Annotated in this window: 27 protein-coding genes; 25 read left to right on the top strand and 2 right to left on the bottom strand. The window is 49.2% G+C overall.

From position 1 onward, the window contains the following. Positions 1-20 precede the first annotated feature (20 nt). Together BCF53_RS15760 and BCF53_RS15755 are read left to right on the top strand one after the other, a co-directional pair. Entirely contained in the window at positions 21-659 is a 639-nt protein-coding gene (locus BCF53_RS15760) for an alpha/beta fold hydrolase (RefSeq protein ID WP_132703097.1), read from the top strand. Between the two features lie 64 nt (positions 660-723). After that, on the top strand, positions 724-1,368 hold the full coding sequence (locus BCF53_RS15755) for an MBL fold metallo-hydrolase (RefSeq protein WP_279389142.1): 645 nt from the start codon (positions 724-726) through the stop codon (positions 1,366-1,368). Between the two features lie 12 nt (positions 1,369-1,380). Here BCF53_RS15755 and cls read toward each other — a convergent pair whose 3' ends face one another. Next, entirely contained in the window at positions 1,381-2,823 is a 1,443-nt protein-coding gene (gene cls / locus BCF53_RS15750) for a cardiolipin synthase (RefSeq protein ID WP_132703095.1), read from the bottom strand. A 78-nt stretch (positions 2,824-2,901) separates the two neighbouring features. Further along, positions 2,902-4,152: an HD-GYP domain-containing protein gene (locus tag BCF53_RS15745; protein ID WP_279389141.1), complete on the bottom strand. Its 1,251-nt coding sequence runs from the start codon at positions 4,150-4,152 to the stop codon at positions 2,902-2,904. 395 nt (positions 4,153-4,547) lie between these two features. On the opposite strand from BCF53_RS15745, the gene rpsJ reads away from it, so the two are divergent. The 23 genes from rpsJ (at position 4,548) to rpmJ (ending at position 15,192) form a co-directional block, all read left to right on the top strand. Next, entirely contained in the window at positions 4,548-4,859 is a 312-nt protein-coding gene (gene rpsJ / locus BCF53_RS15740) for a 30S ribosomal protein S10 (RefSeq protein WP_008044356.1), read from the top strand. Positions 4,860-4,966: 107 nt separating this feature from the next. Beyond that, positions 4,967-5,599 carry a 50S ribosomal protein L3 gene (rplC, locus tag BCF53_RS15735; RefSeq protein WP_132703091.1) on the top strand — a complete coding sequence of 211 codons (633 nt, stop codon included), beginning with the start codon at positions 4,967-4,969 and terminating at the stop codon, positions 5,597-5,599. 9 nt (positions 5,600-5,608) lie between these two features. Next, on the top strand, positions 5,609-6,214 hold the full coding sequence (rplD, locus tag BCF53_RS15730; protein ID WP_132703089.1) for a 50S ribosomal protein L4: 606 nt from the start codon (positions 5,609-5,611) through the stop codon (positions 6,212-6,214). Next, a complete protein-coding gene (gene rplW, locus BCF53_RS15725; protein WP_132703087.1) occupies positions 6,211-6,507 on the top strand; it encodes a 50S ribosomal protein L23 in 297 nt (98 codons plus the stop codon). Before rplD ends, rplW begins: the two co-directional genes overlap by 4 nt. Positions 6,508-6,524: 17 nt before the next feature. Then, on the top strand, positions 6,525-7,349 hold the full coding sequence (rplB, locus tag BCF53_RS15720; RefSeq protein ID WP_132703085.1) for a 50S ribosomal protein L2: 825 nt from the start codon (positions 6,525-6,527) through the stop codon (positions 7,347-7,349). 21 nt (positions 7,350-7,370) lie between these two features. Beyond that, on the top strand, positions 7,371-7,646 hold the full coding sequence (gene rpsS, locus BCF53_RS15715; RefSeq protein WP_132703083.1) for a 30S ribosomal protein S19: 276 nt from the start codon (positions 7,371-7,373) through the stop codon (positions 7,644-7,646). Positions 7,647-7,658: 12 nt separating this feature from the next. Then, complete coding sequence (gene rplV / locus BCF53_RS15710; RefSeq protein WP_132703081.1) at positions 7,659-7,994, top strand: 50S ribosomal protein L22; 336 nt, start codon at positions 7,659-7,661, stop codon at positions 7,992-7,994. Positions 7,995-8,009: 15 nt separating this feature from the next. Then, positions 8,010-8,696, top strand: coding sequence for a 30S ribosomal protein S3 (rpsC, locus tag BCF53_RS15705; protein ID WP_132703079.1), 687 nt, complete (start codon positions 8,010-8,012; stop codon positions 8,694-8,696). A gap of 11 nt (positions 8,697-8,707) precedes the next feature. Then, positions 8,708-9,121, top strand: a complete 414-nt coding sequence (gene rplP, locus BCF53_RS15700; protein WP_132703077.1) for a 50S ribosomal protein L16 — start codon at positions 8,708-8,710, stop codon at positions 9,119-9,121. Further along, a complete protein-coding gene (gene rpmC / locus BCF53_RS15695) occupies positions 9,121-9,312 on the top strand; it encodes a 50S ribosomal protein L29 (protein WP_132703075.1) in 192 nt (63 codons plus the stop codon). The genes rplP and rpmC overlap by 1 nt, the downstream gene beginning before the upstream one ends. Before the next feature lies 1 nt (position 9,313). Next, positions 9,314-9,574: a 30S ribosomal protein S17 gene (gene rpsQ, locus BCF53_RS15690; RefSeq protein ID WP_132703073.1), complete on the top strand. Its 261-nt coding sequence runs from the start codon at positions 9,314-9,316 to the stop codon at positions 9,572-9,574. 16 nt (positions 9,575-9,590) lie between these two features. Beyond that, a complete protein-coding gene (rplN, locus tag BCF53_RS15685) occupies positions 9,591-9,959 on the top strand; it encodes a 50S ribosomal protein L14 (RefSeq protein WP_132703071.1) in 369 nt (122 codons plus the stop codon). Between the two features lie 51 nt (positions 9,960-10,010). Continuing rightward, positions 10,011-10,340: a 50S ribosomal protein L24 gene (gene rplX / locus BCF53_RS15680; protein WP_132703069.1), complete on the top strand. Its 330-nt coding sequence runs from the start codon at positions 10,011-10,013 to the stop codon at positions 10,338-10,340. 11 nt (positions 10,341-10,351) lie between these two features. Then, on the top strand, positions 10,352-10,891 hold the full coding sequence (rplE, locus tag BCF53_RS15675) for a 50S ribosomal protein L5 (RefSeq protein ID WP_132703067.1): 540 nt from the start codon (positions 10,352-10,354) through the stop codon (positions 10,889-10,891). 12 nt (positions 10,892-10,903) lie between these two features. Further along, positions 10,904-11,209: a 30S ribosomal protein S14 gene (gene rpsN / locus BCF53_RS15670; RefSeq protein ID WP_132703065.1), complete on the top strand. Its 306-nt coding sequence runs from the start codon at positions 10,904-10,906 to the stop codon at positions 11,207-11,209. A gap of 71 nt (positions 11,210-11,280) precedes the next feature. Further along, positions 11,281-11,673 (top strand): 30S ribosomal protein S8, encoded by a 393-nt coding sequence (rpsH, locus tag BCF53_RS15665; protein ID WP_132703063.1) that lies wholly within the window; start codon positions 11,281-11,283, stop codon positions 11,671-11,673. Between the two features lie 12 nt (positions 11,674-11,685). Further along, a complete protein-coding gene (rplF, locus tag BCF53_RS15660) occupies positions 11,686-12,219 on the top strand; it encodes a 50S ribosomal protein L6 (protein WP_132703061.1) in 534 nt (177 codons plus the stop codon). An 11-nt stretch (positions 12,220-12,230) separates the two neighbouring features. Then, positions 12,231-12,581, top strand: a complete 351-nt coding sequence (gene rplR, locus BCF53_RS15655; RefSeq protein ID WP_132703059.1) for a 50S ribosomal protein L18 — start codon at positions 12,231-12,233, stop codon at positions 12,579-12,581. A 10-nt stretch (positions 12,582-12,591) separates the two neighbouring features. Beyond that, complete coding sequence (gene rpsE / locus BCF53_RS15650) at positions 12,592-13,098, top strand: 30S ribosomal protein S5 (RefSeq protein ID WP_132703057.1); 507 nt, start codon at positions 12,592-12,594, stop codon at positions 13,096-13,098. Positions 13,099-13,104: 6 nt separating this feature from the next. Further along, positions 13,105-13,290, top strand: coding sequence for a 50S ribosomal protein L30 (gene rpmD / locus BCF53_RS15645; protein ID WP_132703055.1), 186 nt, complete (start codon positions 13,105-13,107; stop codon positions 13,288-13,290). A gap of 4 nt (positions 13,291-13,294) precedes the next feature. After that, the gene (gene rplO, locus BCF53_RS15640; protein WP_132703053.1) at positions 13,295-13,729 is read left to right on the top strand and encodes a 50S ribosomal protein L15; all 435 of its coding nucleotides are present in this window, start codon (positions 13,295-13,297) and stop codon (positions 13,727-13,729) included. A gap of 6 nt (positions 13,730-13,735) precedes the next feature. After that, on the top strand, positions 13,736-15,058 hold the full coding sequence (gene secY, locus BCF53_RS15635; RefSeq protein ID WP_132703051.1) for a preprotein translocase subunit SecY: 1,323 nt from the start codon (positions 13,736-13,738) through the stop codon (positions 15,056-15,058). A 20-nt stretch (positions 15,059-15,078) separates the two neighbouring features. Beyond that, positions 15,079-15,192 carry a 50S ribosomal protein L36 gene (gene rpmJ, locus BCF53_RS15630; protein ID WP_132703049.1) on the top strand — a complete coding sequence of 38 codons (114 nt, stop codon included), beginning with the start codon at positions 15,079-15,081 and terminating at the stop codon, positions 15,190-15,192. Positions 15,193-15,311 lie beyond the last annotated feature (119 nt).

Raw genomic sequence — 15,311 nt, 5'->3', positions numbered from 1 at the left:
AGACAAAAAAGGCTCACTAGGTGAATCAAATTCTTGTAGATGGTGATGTAGGTTGTCCGGTTTTAGTGTTGGCGCATGGGGCAGGAGCGCCAATGGATTCAGATTTTATGAACGTAGTTGCAAGGGGTATTGCAGACCACGGTGTCAGAGTCGTGCGGTTTGAGTTTCTTTATATGCAGCGGCAGCGTGCCAGCGGCCGCAGGCAGCCGCCTGATCGCCAGCCCAAGTTGCTGGATCATTTTCGGGAGGTACTGAGCCAGCTCGATGTTGAGAATCCGGTGATCGGAGGCAAATCCATGGGTGGTCGCATGGCTACCTTGCTTGCTGCGCAGCAGCCCGTTGCGGCGACGGTGGTGCTTGGCTACCCGTTCCATGCACTCGGTAAGCCGGAAAAGGTGCGTACCGACCACTTTGTGGAATTCGACAGCCCTGTGCTGATTTGTCAGGGTGAACGGGATGCCATGGGCAACCGTCAGGAGGTTGCCCGCTACCGCCTGCCCGAGAATGTACAAATTGAATGGTTTGAGGATGGCGACCACGACCTGAAACCGCGTAAATCCAGTGGTCTGACCCACGAGCAGCATTTAACCAGGGCGATTGGCCTGGTCAGTGACTTTATTCTATCGAGATCACGAAACCAGCTGATAGGTGTAAGTTAGCTTTTGGCTGGCTGAGCTAATTCGCTACAATGGTTGGCTACTTTATCTACAAAGGATCAACCCTGTGCTTCGTTATAAAATTGTTCCCGTAACCGACCTGATGCAGAACTGCTCTATCGTTTGGTGCGATGAAACCAACGAGGGTGTATTGATTGATCCGGGCGGTGAACCAGACATGCTGCTTAAGGCGGTGAAGGATGCCGGCGTTGAGCTGAAGGCTTTGTATCTGACGCACGGGCATCTTGACCATGCCGGTGGCGCTCAGTCTCTGCGTGAGCAGCTCGGCATTCCTGTGATTGGTCCGGGTAAGGCCGATCAGTTCTGGCTGGAATCCATTGAGGATCAGTGCCGCATGTATGGCTTGTTCGGTTTGCGCAATGTTGATCCGGATCGTTGGCTGGAAGAGGGTGAAACTGTTCCGGTCGGTAACGAGAGCCTGAAAGTCATCGCCACGCCGGGCCATACCCCCGGCCATATCGTATTTTTCCATGAGGCGCAAAAGCTTGCCTGGGTCGGCGATGTGTTGTTCTCCGGCTCTATTGGCCGAACGGATTTCCCGCAGAGCAATCATATGGATCTGATTAACTCCATTACCAAAAAGCTCTGGCTGTTGGGCGATGAAGTGAAGTTCATTCCCGGGCACGGGCCGGAATCGACCTTCGGGCGTGAGCGTCAGTCAAATCCGTTTGTCGGAGAAAATGCCTTTTAAGCCCGCTTGGCGTTAAAGCAAGGGGCTGGCCAGCTGCGCAATGTTTTCCAACAACCTGCGATGTGCTGGCCGGTTCACCCAAGACGCGAGGTCTATCAGCTCGGCATTCTTGGAATAGTCATCCACCACCTTCTGCACTTCCGCGCAAAACTCGGCATCATCCACAATCAGAGTCGATTCAAAGTTCAGCCAGATTGAACGCATATCGAGGTTAACCGAGCCCAGCAGCACCAGATCACGGTCAATGATGACCGTCTTGGTATGCAGCAGGCCACCGACATAGCGCTGGATTTTTACGCCGGCGGTCAGCAGATCTTCATAGAACGAGCGACCGGCCAGCTGAGCCAGCTTGCTGTCGTTTTTTTTCGGTACGATGATGGTGACATCGAGCCCGCGCCTTGCGGCGGCTTTCAGTGCCTGCAGCAGGGAATCATCGGGTACGAAGTATGGGGTGGTCAGGGTTATCTGACGGCGTGCGTTGTGAACTGTGGTCAGCAACACCTGCAACAGAATTTCATCATTAAATGCCGGGCCGGTCGGCAGCAGCTGCATCAGCGTTTCGCAGTTGTTGGCCAGAGTCGGGTAGGCCAGATACTTCTCCAGCCGGGTGCCGGTTTCCATTTCCCAGTCAAATATCAGTGCGGCCTGAGTGACCTTGGCGATATCGCCCTCCAGGCGCGCCATCAGGTCGATCCACGGGCCGACACCGGATCGGGTTTTAAAGAACTCGGGATCGACCAGATTCATTGAACCGGTGTAGGCAATCTGGTTGTCAATGGTGATGAGTTTGCGGTGTTGGCGAAGGTCCTGCCGGCGCAGCGTCAGGCGGAAAGGATAGGCGTGCAGTACCTCCAGTATCTTCACCCCCTGCTTGATCATTTCACTGCAGCGTTTGCTTTTCAAAAAAGCACCGGAGCCCACACTGTCGAGCATCAGATGTACCTGCACACCCCGCTTGGCGGCCTCAGTCATTGCGCTGAGCACCTCATGCACACCGCCTTCATCCTCAAGAATATAGAATTCGATAAAGACAACCTGCCGGGCTGACTGCAGATCACTAATCAGGCTGCGGAACAGTTCGTTAGCGTGACTGATCAGCCGCCACTTATTAGTACCGATAACGGGTAGGCCAAAACCTTTCTGCGCCAGTTCCATGACCGGGCGCAGCGGCTTGTTGTTTTTAAGGTACTGATTCTGCTTTTGTAGGGTTCTTTCCAGCCACTTCGAATAATCCTGGTACTGGTTGCGGGCCCTTTTAGCGCGGATCCGGCCGATATAGCGCTCACCGAACAGCAGGTAAAAGATGATGCCCAGCACCGGCAGGATGAACAGAAATAATAGCCAGGCCAGCGTGACGCCAACCGGCCGGCGTTTCATGAGAATTCGCAGTGACAGCGCAACGACTGCCGCAGTATAGAAACCTGCCCCAATACTTAGTAGCCAATCCCAATGCATAAATCGATATCCGTTAGCTTTCGCTTAAGTTTAGCGTGATTGAACAGTATTTTGTCAGCAAGGTAGCCGCATGGCCCACTAGCCGATCAGCAGCGAGCGAGTGTAGTCTTTAAGGAATACGCCATAGCTACCATCGTGCAGCATCTTTTTAACGGCGATGGTAGGTCGACCTTCCGGATCGGTCTGGGCCAGCAGGTTGATGGGCCGTTCCGGGGTCTGCTCTTTGTTTTTGTCCCTAATGACAGAGACTCTCGGGAGGAGGCGGGCGCCATTGTTCTGGCCAATGACCACCGCGACCTCACCGGTGCTCAGTTCAACCACGGTGCCAACCGGGTAGACACCGGTCATCTCGATAAACTGATCGACCAGTTCGCTGTCGAACAGACGGCCACGACCCCGATACAGCATCCTGACTGCCTCAAAGACGGTGCGTTCCTCGGCATATGGACGAGTGCTGATCATGGCATCGTAGGCATCGAGAATACGGATCAACCGAGCCAGCAGAGGCACTTGCTTGCCAATCCGGCCGGTGGGGTAACCTTTTCCGTCGGGTTGTTCGTGATGGAAGTAGGCAGCATCAATGATGTTTCGGCTGAACCCGGATTTCTCCAGGTAGTAGCGGCTCCACTTGGTGTGCTCGCGCATCATGGTGAGTTCAGATTCCGCAAGTGCTTCTTCTTTATTAAGCAGCTGCTTGGGTATTCGTACCTTACCGAGATCAAATAAAAGCCCGGCCAGCCCGGCTTCTTTGGCTTCATCTTTACTCCAGCCGCAATGCACCGCAAATACCATCGCCAGCATGCTGACATGCATTGCGTGTTCGCTGGTGTAGCTGTGGTGGCTTTTAACCCGGGTCAGCCAGGACATGGCTGTGGTATTGGAAAGGATGGCCTCCAGGCAGTTGTCGACCTGCTGCTCCAGAACCTTGGCTTCTATTCGCTGGTTCTTTCTGTAGTCATTAAAGGACGACTTCAGGAGGCTGTAGCTCTGGCTGTAAACAGGCAGTGCTTTTTTCAACCCGGTGACAGCCAGTTGGCGATCGACCGTTGTCGGGATTTCCAGTGGTAGCTCGGTATAGACTTGCCGGAATAGCTTTTTAGAGGATTTTTTCTTCAGTGATACCAGGCTTTTTTCGGTATCGATATAGACCGCTTCGCACAGGTGCTGCAGAGTCATTAGCTCGTCGGCGGTCTGAACCAGGAAACCCTGCATCAGGAACGGCGTACCAAGCCAGGGTCTGTCGAGTCGGCAGACAAACATCCCACGCTGTAAGAGCCTTACAGGAATAAGGAGCGTAGTGTCATTGATCTTCTTTGCTGCCGAGGCCACTGGTTGTTTATCTCCGCACGAGAACGTGAACTGTATCACACCAATATGACAATAGCACTCACACAGAGCGATGGCCGGTGATTGTTGATATCCGTTCAATAAAGGGCCGCCAGAGGGCCGGGTTGTTATCGCGAGCCCGGTTTTTAGCTTTGCGCCGTTGCTGTTTTTGCATGCCGGCTGTGCGCCGGTGTTTTTAGCGTAACAGCCGTTACTGCGATCAAGTCTAAGTTAAAAAAATACCCCTAAGATGCTGCTATATAGGGGTAACTCGTTGTTTTGGTTGCACTTTTTGGAAAGAAATATTGCGTTGACAGAGGTGTTCAAGATACATACAATACGCCTCCCTCAAATTCGAGGGTAATATTGCTGTTTAACAATCTTGGAGCTTTGGTCACATGCAGAACCAAAAGATCAGAATTCGCTTGAAAGCGTTCGATCATCGATTGATCGATGCGTCGACTCAAGAAATTGTCGACACAGCTAAGCGTACAGGCGCGCAGGTGCGTGGTCCGATTCCACTGCCTACTCGTAAAGAACGTTTTACTGTGCTGATCTCTCCGCACGTGAATAAGGATGCGCGCGACCAGTACGAAATTCGTACTCACAAGCGCATGCTGGACATTGTTGAACCAACTGAAAAGACAGTCGATGCACTGCGTAAGTTGGATTTGGCAGCGGGTGTGGATATTCAAATTAGCCTCGGCTAATTCGTAAAAAGAAAAGTAGATGTCTCTACTGTAACGGCCCTTTTGAATCGCAAGATGAATAGGGCGGCCATAGCGGGTTTTAGCCCCGTACATAGAGGAAGTTTAAAATGTCAATTGGTTTGATTGGCCGTAAAGCAGGTATGACTCGGATTTTTACCGAGCAAGGTAGTTCTATACCTGTAACGGTTGTAGAAGTGGAACCAAACCGCATTTCACAGGTTAAAACTGTTGAAGCTGACGGTTATTCCGCTATCCAGCTAACTGCTGGAAAAAAACGTGCAAATCATATTAGCAAAGCAGAAGCAGGTCATTTTGCGAAAGCTAATGTTGAGATGGGTGTATTGACTCGTGAATTCACAGTTGCTGACGTTTCAGAATTTGAAGCGGGTAAAGAGCTGACTGTTGAAGTCTTTGAAGCGGGTCAAAAAGTCGATGTGATCGGTACCTCCAAGGGTAAAGGTTTCGCTGGCAGCATCAAACGTCACAACTTCAGCATGCAAGACGCAACTCACGGTAACTCTCTTTCTCACCGCGCTCCCGGTTCTATCGGTCAGTGCCAGACGCCTGGTCGTGTCTGGAAAGGTAAGAAAATGGCGGGTCACATGGGTGCAGAGCGCAAAACTGTCCAGTCTCTGGAAGTTGTACGCGTAGATGCAGAGCGTAACTTGTTGCTCATCAAAGGTGGTGTTCCCGGTGCAACCGGTTCACACGTATTTGTTCAACCTGCAGTAAAAGGCTAAGGGGTCGCAATGGATATTAAAGTTGCAAACGCTGAGTCAAAGGTTGAGCTGAACGATGCAACCTTTGGTAATGAATATAACGAAGCTTTAGTTCATCAGGTAGTTACCGCATACCTGGCGGGTGCGCGACAGGGTTCTGTTGCTACTAAAAACCGTTCAGATGTTGCTGGTGGTGGTGCTAAGCCTTGGCGTCAAAAGGGTACGGGCCGCGCTCGTGCAGGTACTATTCGCTCCCCAATCTGGGTTGGCGGTGGTCACGCTTTTGCTCGCTCTCCACAGAACTGGACTCAAAAAGTGAACAAGAAGATGTATCGCGGCGCGATGAAATCGATCTTGTCTGAGCTGGTTCGTCAGGATCGTCTGGTTGTGGTTGAAGATCTGAAATTCGATCAGCCTAAAACCAAAGCCTTCCTGGCAAAAATGAAAGATGTCAATGTTTCAAATGCTTTGATCGTTGCAGATGAAGTTGATCAGAACTTATATCTTTCAGCACGTAACGTACCTCACGTAGAAGTTAGTGATGTAGCTGGTGTTAACCCGCTGAACCTGGTTTCTTACGAGAAGGTAGTTGTCACTGTTGCTGCGATTGAAAAGCTTCAGGAGGTGTTCGCATGAACCAGGAACGCATCTATCAAGTCGTTTTCGGACCACACATCTCTGAAAAAGCGACAATCGTAGCTGAAGATAACAGCCAATACGTATTCCGCGTAGCGAGCGATGCTACTAAGCCTGAAATCAAAAAGGCTGTAGAGCAGTTGTTCGAAGTTAAAGTGGAATCTGTTCGTACACTTATCCAAAAGGGTAAAACCAAGCGCACTCAGCGTGGCATGGGTAAGCGTAACGATGTTAAAAAGGCATACGTTCGTCTGGCAGCAGGTCAGGAAATCGATTTCCTGGCGGCAGAATAAGATAGGGGTTAATAGCAATGGCAATTGTCAAAGCAAAACCGACCTCAGCTGGTCGTCGTCACTTAACCAAGATTGTTAATGATGAGCTGCACAAAGGCGCTCCTCATGCAGCATTGGTTGAGAAAAAATCTAAGTCCGGTGGTCGTAACAACAACGGTCGCATCACGACTCGTCACATTGGTGGCGGTCATAAGCATCACTATCGTCTGGTTGACTTCAAGCGCAACAAAGACGGTATTGAAGCGAAGGTTGAGCGTCTGGAATACGATCCAAACCGTTCTGCGCACATCGCTCTGGTATGTTACCGCGATGGTGAGCGTCGTTACATTCTGGCTCCAAACGGCCTGAAAGCAGGAGATGCAATCATCTCTGGCGAACACGCTCCTATTAAAATCGGTAACAGCATGCCACTGCGCAGCATTCCGGTCGGTTCTGTTGTACACAACGTTGAATTGAAGCCAGGCAAGGGTGGTCAGTTGGCTCGCTCTGCAGGTACTTCTATTCAGCTGGTTGCTCGTGAGGGTGCTTATGCAACTCTGCGTCTTCGTTCAGGCGAAATGCGTAAAGTGCTGGCAGACTGCCGCGCAACTCTGGGTGAAGTTAGCAACTCTGAACACAGCCTGCGTCAGCTAGGTAAAGCTGGTGCAACTCGCTGGCGTGGTGTTCGCCCGACTGTTCGTGGTGTTGCAATGAACCCGGTAGATCACCCACATGGTGGTGGTGAAGGTCGTACTTCTGGTGGTCGTCACCCTGTTACACCTTGGGGCGTGCCTACTAAAGGTTACAAAACACGTAAGAACAAGCGTACGGACAAATACATCGTTCGTCGTCGTTCTAAATAATTGAATTAAGAGGAAAAGGCTGTGCCACGTTCACTTAAGAAAGGTCCTTTCGTTGACCTGCACTTGATGAAAAAGGTAGAGGCTGCACTGGAAGCAGGCGAAAAGCGTCCAATTAAAACTTGGTCGCGTCGCTCCACAATCTTCCCTGACTTCGTCGGGTTGACCTTTGCAGTCCATAATGGCCGTCAACATGTACCTGTATTTGTGACCGAAGATATGGTTGGTCACAAACTAGGCGAGTTCGCTTTAACTCGTACTTATAAAGGTCATGCTGCGGATAAGAAAGCTAAGCGTTAAGGGGTAGATAAGATGGAAACACAAGCTGTATTGCGCGGTGCGCGTCTGTCTGCTCAGAAGGGTCGTCTAATCGCGAACATGATTCGTGGTAAAGGCGTCGCTGAAGCTTTGGATATTTTGACTTTTAGCCCTAAAAAAGGTGCTGACCTTTTTAAGAAGGTTTTAGAGTCTGCCATTGCTAACGCTGAGCATAACAACGGTGCGGATATCGATGAGTTAACTGTATCGACTGTGTTCGTAGATGAAGGCATGACGATGAAGCGTATTCGCCCACGTGCTAAAGGCCGTGCGGATCGTATTCTGAAGCGTACTAGCCACATCACGGTCAAAGTTGCCGAGCAGAATTAAGAGGAGTCATTCAAAATGGGTCAAAAGGTTCATCCGACTGGTATCCGACTCGGCATCACTAAAGACCACAACTCGGTCTGGTATGCAGGTTCAGATACATACTCCGATAAGCTGCTGAACGACATTGAAGTTCGTAGCTATCTGGAAAAGAAATTAGAAAAGGCTTCTGTTAGCAAGATCGTTATTGAACGTCCTGCTCAGAATGCGAAAATCTCCATTCATACTGCTCGCCCAGGTATCGTGATCGGTAAGAAAGGTGAAGATGTTGAAGTTCTGCGTCAGGATCTGACAAAGATGATGGGTATTCCGGTACACATCAACATCGAAGAAATTCGTAAGCCTGATTTAGACAGTAAGCTGGTTGCTCAGTCTATCGCTGGTCAGCTTGAGCGTCGTGTTATGTTCCGTCGTGCTATGAAGCGCGCTATGCAGAATGCTATGCGTTCTGGTGCGGAAGGTATCCGTGTTCAGGTGAGCGGTCGTTTAGGCGGCGCGGAAATCGCTCGTTCAGAGTGGTATCTGGAAGGTCGTGTTCCTCTGCACACTTTGCGTGCTGATATCGACTATGCAACTGCTGAAGCTAACACTACTTACGGTGTTATCGGCGTTAAAGTTTGGATTTTCAAAGGTGAAGTTTTAGGTGGTATCGAAGAAGTTCGTACCAAAGCTAAAGCACAGCCTAAGAAAAACCAGAAGCGATAAGGAGTACGTAGATGTTACAGCCTAAACGTACAAAATTCCGCAAGATGATGAAAGGCCGCAACCGTGGCCTGGCAGAACGCGGAAGTAAAGTTAGCTTCGGTGAGTACGCGTTAAAAGCGACAGGTCGTGGCCGCATCACTGCGCGCCAAATTGAATCTGCGCGTCGTGCAATGACACGTCACGTTAAGCGTGGCGGTAAAATCTGGATTCGCGTATTTCCGGACAAACCTATTACTCGTAAGCCTCTAGAGGTTCGTCAGGGTAAAGGTAAAGGTAACGTTGAATACTGGGTTTGCCAGATTCAGCCAGGCAAGGTTTTATACGAAATGGAAGGTGTTGACGAAGAAATCGCACGCGAAGCGTTCCGCTTAGCGGCAGCGAAGATTCCGGTAGCCACCACTTTCGTTAAGCGACAGGTGATGTGATGAACGCTAAAGATCTTCGTGAAAAGTCTGTAGACGAGTTGAATAGCACTCTGTTGGACTTGCTGCGCGATCAATTTAAATATCGCATGCAAAAGGCGACGGGTCAGCTGACTCAAACGCATTTGCTTCCGCAAGTCCGCAAGGACATTGCACGTGTGAAAACTGTACTGAACGAAAAAGCAGGTGCTTGATATGTCTGAAAAAACAGCTCGTACCGTAACTGGTCAAGTTGTCAGCAACAAAGCTGACAAGACAATCACAGTATTGCTAGAGCGCAAAGTGAAGCACCCGATCTACGGGAAATTCGTTAAGCGCTCAACCAAGATTCACGCTCACGATGAAAAGAATGAGTGTGGCATGGGTGATACCGTGACTGTCGAAGAGTGCCGTCCTATGTCTAAGTCTAAGACTTGGCGGTTGGTAAGTATCGACGAACGCGCAGTCCGCGTTTAATTCGGGAGTTTGAGAGATGATCCAAACAGAATCCGTATTGGATGTTGCTGACAACAGCGGAGCTAAACGAGTCCAGTGTATTAAAGTACTGGGTGGCTCACACCGTCGTTACGCGCACATTGGCGATCTGATTAAAGTTTCCGTGAAAGAAGCAATTCCTCGCGGCAAAGTTAAGAAAGGCCAAGTGATGAACGCGGTTGTTGTTCGCACTAAAAAAGGTGTTCGTCGTCCGGATGGTTCTATCATTCGTTTTGACACGAACTCAGCAGTATTGCTAAACGCGTCTAACGCGCCGATTGGTACTCGTATCTTCGGCCCTGTGACCCGCGAACTGCGTACTGAAAAATTCATGAAAATCATTTCCCTGGCACCGGAAGTACTTTAAGCCCCTCACGGGGCTTTCGTATGAGACGGAAGCAGGAAGTGGAGAGAAAAAATGCGTAAGTTAATTAAAGGCGACGACGTCGTCGTTATCGCCGGCAAAGATAAAGGCAAGCGTGGCAAGATCACTGCTGTGATTTTTGACGCGAAGAAAGGTGACAAATTCCTGGTGTCTGGTGTGAACATGGTTAAAAAACACCAGAAGCCAAACCCGCACGCTCAAGTGCAGGGTGGCATCATCGAGAAGGAAGCACCGATCGCAGCCTCTAACGTTGCTATCTATAACCCGGAAACCTCTAAGGGTGACCGTGTTGGCTTCAAACTGAACGAAGATGGAACCAAGGTTCGAATCTTCAAATCCACTAACAAAGTAATTGGTGAATAAGGGATACGACTATGTCTAGACTCAAAGATCTATACAAATCTGACGTTGTACCCGCGCTTCTAAAAGAGTTCGGTTACAAGAACGTAATGGAAGTTCCACGCATCACCAAAGTCACTTTGAACATGGGTGTTGGTGAAGCTCTGGGCGACAAGAAGCAGCTGGAAAGCGCAGTTAAAGATTTAGAAGCAATTTCTGGTCAGAAAGTTGTTGTGACTAAAGCGCGTAAATCCGTTGCAGGCTTTAAGGTTCGTGAAGGTTGGCCTATCGGTGCCAAGGTTACCCTGCGTAAAGATCGCATGTGGGAATTCCTGGATCGTATGGTTGATATCTCTTTGCCTCGTGTACGTGACTTCCGTGGTATTAACCCGAAGTCATTCGACGGTCGTGGTAACTACAGCATGGGTGTGAAAGAGCAGATTATCTTCCCAGAAATCGAATACGATAAAGTAGATAAATTGCGTGGTATGGATATTACTATCACTACTACGGCTCGCACCAATGATGAAGGCCGCGCTCTGTTGAAAGCGTTGTCCTTCCCGTTTAAAAGCTAAGGGGTAAGGTTCATGGCTAAAGAGAGTATGAAGGCTCGCGAAGCTAAGCGCGCCAAGACTGTAGCTAAGTACGCTGAAAAGCGTGCAGCGCTGAAAGCAGTTATTAAGAATCCTGCATCATCTGATGAGGAAGTGTGGGAAGCACAAATTGCACTGCAAAAGCTTCCAAAAGACGCAAGTCCTGTTAGAATGCAGCGCCGTTGTCAGGTGACTGGTCGTCCACATGCGGTTTACCGTAAGTTTGGCCTGTCCCGAAACGTTCTCCGTGAACAAGCCATGTTAGGCAATGTTCCGGGGCTTAAAAAAGCAAGTTGGTAAGCAAAACGGCCTGGGCCGGAGCAATAACGCTCCGGCTACCGCGTTTTAGCTGATTATAGAGGTTACATTCAATGAGTATGCAAGACACGCTTGCGGATATGTTCACACGTATTCGTAATGCACAGCGTTCCGGTCATGCTGCAGTTGCACTTCCTTCTTCTAAGCAGAAGGTTGCAGTTGCTGAAGTATTGAAAGCCGAAGGTTATGTAGGTGACTTCACTGTAGAAGGTGATGTTAAGAAGATCATGACCATTGAGCTGAAATACTTCGAAGGCAAGCCGGTAATCGAATCGATTAAGCGAATTTCCCGTCCTGGTTTACGTCAATACCGTGGCGCACAGGATCTGCCTAAAGTATCAGGCGGTTTGGGTATTGCTATTGTTTCCACTTCAAAAGGCGTCATGACTGACCGTGCAGCTCGCGCTGCTCAAGTTGGTGGTGAAGTCCTTTGTGAAGTATTCTAAGGAGTAAATAGCATGTCTCGAATAGCAAAATCTCCTGTGACAATTCCTTCCGGTGTTGAAGTTAAACTGGATACTGCATCCATTACAGTTAAGGCCGGTAAGGCAACTTTGACTCAAGCTCAGCATCCTTCTGTTGAAATCAAGCAGGAAGGTGAAGCGCTTACTTTTTCACCACGTGATGGCGGTAAAATAGCTCACGCTATGTCCGGTACTATGCGTGCGCTGGTTAACAACATGGTTACCGGTGTTTCTCAGGGTTTCGAAAAGAAACTGGTACTGAACGGTGTTGGTTATCGTGCAAAAGCAGCTGGTGGCGTTGTAAACCTGACTCTGGGTTTCTCTCACCCTGTTGACTACAGCCTGCCAGAAGGTGTTTCTGCTGAAACGCCAAGCAACACTGAAATCGTACTGAAAAGTGCCGATAAGCAGTTGTTGGGCCAGGTTGCTGCGGAAATCCGCGCATTCCGTCCGCCAGAGCCTTATAAAGGTAAAGGTGTACGTTACGCTGACGAATACGTTCGTCGTAAAGAAGCTAAGAAAAAGTAAGGGCATAGGTTATGAGCGAAAAGAAAGTTTCCCGTTTACGCCGTGCTCTTCGCAGCCGCGTAAAAATTCGCGATTTGCGTATGCATCGTTTGTGTGTAAACCGCACAAACCAGCATATCTACGCGCAAATCATCGCGCCTACTGGCAACGAAGTGCTCGCCAATGCATCTACATTGGATGAGTCACTGCGTTCAGGCGCAACAAGTAATACCGAAGCTGCAGCTAAAGTCGGTGCTCTGATTGCAGAGCGCGCTAAAGCAGCCGGTATTGAAGAGGTGGCTTTTGATCGATCTGGTTTTAAATACCATGGTCGTATTAAGTCGTTGGCAGACGCGGCCCGTGAAGGCGGCCTGAAATTCTAAGGTGTGAATGATGGCGAATAATGATCAAGTTCAAGCTGGCGGTGATCTGCAGGAAAAACTGGTACAGGTTAACCGTGTAGCGAAAGTTGTTAAGGGTGGTCGTATTTTCGGCTTCACAGCCTTAACAGTAGTTGGCGATGGTAACGGTAAGGTTGGCTTCGGTCGCGGTAAAGCGAAAGAAGTGCCTGTTGCTATCCAGAAGGCTATGGATTCTGCTCGCAGAAATATGGTTGAAGTAAACATCGTTGATGGCACTCTGCAGTACCCTGTAAGCGCTCGTCACGGTGGTTCCAAGGTGTACATGCAGCCAGCCTCTGAAGGTACTGGTGTAATTGCAGGCGGTGCGATGCGTGCTGTCCTGGAAGTTGCAGGTGTACACAACATTCTTGCGAAGTGTTATGGCTCTACAAACCCGGCAAACGTTGTACGTGCAACGGTTAAAGGTTTGTCCATGATGCGTTCTCCAGACGAAATCGCTGCAAAGCGTGGACTGTCTGTTGAAAATATTCTGGGGTAAGAAACCATGGCTAATAAAACAGTTAAAGTTCAGTTAGTTCGCAGCCCGATTGGTTGTCAGCCTAAGCACCGTTTATCGGTTAAAGGTTTGGGTCTGACTAAAATGAATCAGGTTCGTGAACTCGAAGATACTCCCGCTGTACGCGGAATGATCAATAAAGTGAACTACTTAGTTCGTGTTATTGAGGAGTAATGGTATGTATTTAAATACGATAAGCCCGGCTGAGGGTGCTAAGACTTCCGCTAAGCGTGTAGGTCGTGGTATCGGTTCTGGCCTGGGTAAAACCGGTGGTCGTGGTCACAAGGGTCTGAAGTCTCGCTCTGGTGGTTCCGTTAAGCCTGGTTTCGAAGGCGGTCAAATGCCTTTGCAACGTCGTCTGCCTAAGTTTGGTTTTAACTCGCGTAAAGCCCCTCTGGTTGCAGAAATTCGTTTGCACGAATTGGCTCTGGTTGAAGGCGAAGTCGTCGACCTGGCAGCATTGAAGAAAGCCGATATCATCGGTGAAAAAATTCAGAGTGCTCGAGTAATCCTGTCTGGCGAGATCAAATCCGCTGTGACTGTGAAAGGCTTGAAAGTCACTAAAGGTGCAAAAGCTGCAATTGAAGCAGCAGGCGGCAAGGTAGAGGAATAATTACCTATGACCAATCAAGGACTACCGGCAGGAATTAGTGGTAGTGCATTAGGCGAGCTTTGGGCTCGCCTTCGATTTGTGTTGCTGGCATTGCTGGTATACCGGATCGGCGCGCACATTCCTGTACCTGGGATTAACCCAGACCAATTGGCCGCTCTTTTTGAGCGTAATCAAGACACTATCCTGAGCATGATTAACATGTTCTCCGGTGGTTCTCTTGAGCGTATGAGTATTTTTGCACTCGGCATCATGCCGTATATTAGTGCATCAATTATCATGCAACTGCTAACTGTTGTTAGCCCACAACTGGAACAGCTGAAGAAAGACGGTGAAGCCGGGCGTCGTAAGATGTCTCAGTACACCCGTTATTTAACTTTGGTGCTGGCGACTGTCCAGTCTTTCGCAATTTCTGCTGGTCTGGCCAGTCAGGGTATCGCGTTTGCTGCGACTTTCAGCTTCTATTTCGTTTCAGTGGTAACCTTCACGACAGGTACTATGTTCCTGATGTGGCTGGGCGAGCAGATCACAGAACGCGGTATTGGTAACGGTATTTCTCTGATTATCTTTTCCGGTATTGTGGCTGGTTTGCCAGGCGCAATTGGTCAAAGTTTTGAATCTGCCAGGCTTGGTGACCTGAGCATTATCGCGCTACTGCTGGTTGGTTTGTTCGCAGTGGCCGTTGTTGCTTTTGTTGTGTTCATCGAGCGTGGTCAGCGTCGTATTACGATTAACTATGCGAAGCGTCAGCAAGGCCGTAAGGTTTTTCAGGCTCAAAGCAGTCACTTGCCTTTGAAAGTGAATATGGCGGGTGTAATCCCACCTATTTTTGCTTCCAGTATTTTACTGTTCCCTGCCTCTTTGGGTAATTGGTTCGGTCAAAATGAAGGTATGGAGTGGTTGCAGGATCTGGCTATTTTGCTGGGCCCTAACCAGCCGTTATACCTGGTGCTGTTTGCTGCAGCGGTTGTGTTCTTCTGCTACTTCTATACCGCGGTTACTTTTAACCCGAAAGACGTTGCAGAAAATCTGAAGCGATCTGGAGCTTTTATTCCAGGTATTCGCCCGGGTGAGCAAACATCCCGTTATATCGATGGTGTGTCCGCTCGTCTGACGTTCTTCGGTGCGTTATACATCACTGCTGTGTCTCTGTTACCACAGGGCCTGGTGATGGCTGTTAATGTGCCGTTTTATTTAGGCGGAACTTCTTTGTTGATTGTGGTCGTGGTTGTTATGGATTTCATGGCTCAGGTGCAAAGTCATCTGATGTCGCATCAATATTCCTCATTGATGAAGAAATCTAATTTGAAATCATCCGGTAATCTTTTCTGAGCCGGTAACTGGAGTTAAACATGAAAGTACGTGCATCTGTAAAGAAAATCTGCCGTAGCTGCAAAGTTATCCGTAGAAATGGTTCTGTGCGTGTGATCTGTTCTGATCCTAAGCACAAGCAGCGTCAAGGGTAATTTTATTACTGGAATAGCTCTTGCTTTTAGCAGTAGCAGGCGCTATTCTTTCGCGCCCTCAGTTTTGGGGGGAAGCAAGCACATCAGCAGGCATGTCGCCTGTTGATCTTATTAAGACG

This window comes from Reinekea marinisedimentorum, assembly GCF_004341165.1.
GTDB lineage: Bacteria > Pseudomonadota > Gammaproteobacteria > Pseudomonadales > Natronospirillaceae > Reinekea > Reinekea marinisedimentorum.
This window is presented reverse-complemented; position numbering and strand designations above follow the sequence as displayed.